Origin of the sequence: Grimontia marina (genome assembly GCF_900060185.1) — a bacterium.
Classification (GTDB): Bacteria; Pseudomonadota; Gammaproteobacteria; order Enterobacterales; family Vibrionaceae; genus Enterovibrio; species Enterovibrio marinus.
In genome coordinates, this window is the sequence record NZ_FIZY01000205.1 from 1 (window position 1) to 791 (window position 791).

Consider the following 791-nt stretch of genomic DNA (forward strand, 5'->3'; position numbering starts at 1 on the left):
ATAATGGCCACCAGATACAGGAACCCCTTCGCCATGGGGATGTACGTGATGTCAATCGCCCAAGCTTGGTTTGGATAAGTGACATCGATATCACGCAGCAGGTAGGGATAAACCTTGTGTGCTTTGTTCGCCAGTGTTGTTTTGGGTTTGGGATAAATCGCCCCTATGCCCATTTCTCGCATGATACGTACGATGCGCTTGCGATTAACATGACGCTCTTTTTTAGCCAGCTCAGTTCGAATACGCCGACTGCCCATGAACGGATACTGCAGATGAATTTCATCAATCATACGGCGTAATTCAATTTCCTCATCAGAGGGTCCGATGGGGCGATAGTAAGCCGTAGAGCGAGCAATATTGAGAAGCTCACACTGGCGTTTTATCGGCAATGGGGTTGAGTTAACCAGCGAGTTTTTTCGCTGGGCCCGGTCTAACGACCGAGCACTTTCGCCAAAAAATCATTTTCCATGGTCAACTGACCGATCTTGGCGTGGAGTTTGTCCACCTCTTCGGAGGTGTCCTTGCCCAACTGACTTTCAGAAGCAAAAATCATGGCCGCATTATCCAGCAGCTCTTTCTTCCATGTTGAGATTTGGTTAGCGTGCAGGTTGTACTGTTGCGCTAACTCGGCAACCGTTTTATCACCTTTAGCGGCAGCAAGCGCCACCTTCGCTTTAAATTCGGGTGAGTGGTTTCTACGTTTTCTTGTCATCATCTGCTCCAGTCTTTCTGGGGACTATCAAAACAGATCAATCACTTAAAGTCATGTCCGAAAATTGGGGGCCACTTCT

The 791-nt window shown here is 48.0% G+C and carries 1 pseudogene; it reads right to left on the reverse strand.

Annotated features, from left to right (window positions below):
• Positions 1–712, reverse strand: a pseudogene (locus GMA8713_RS27140) (IS3 family transposase); the annotation flags it as partial.
• Positions 713–791: the final 79 nt, after the last annotated feature.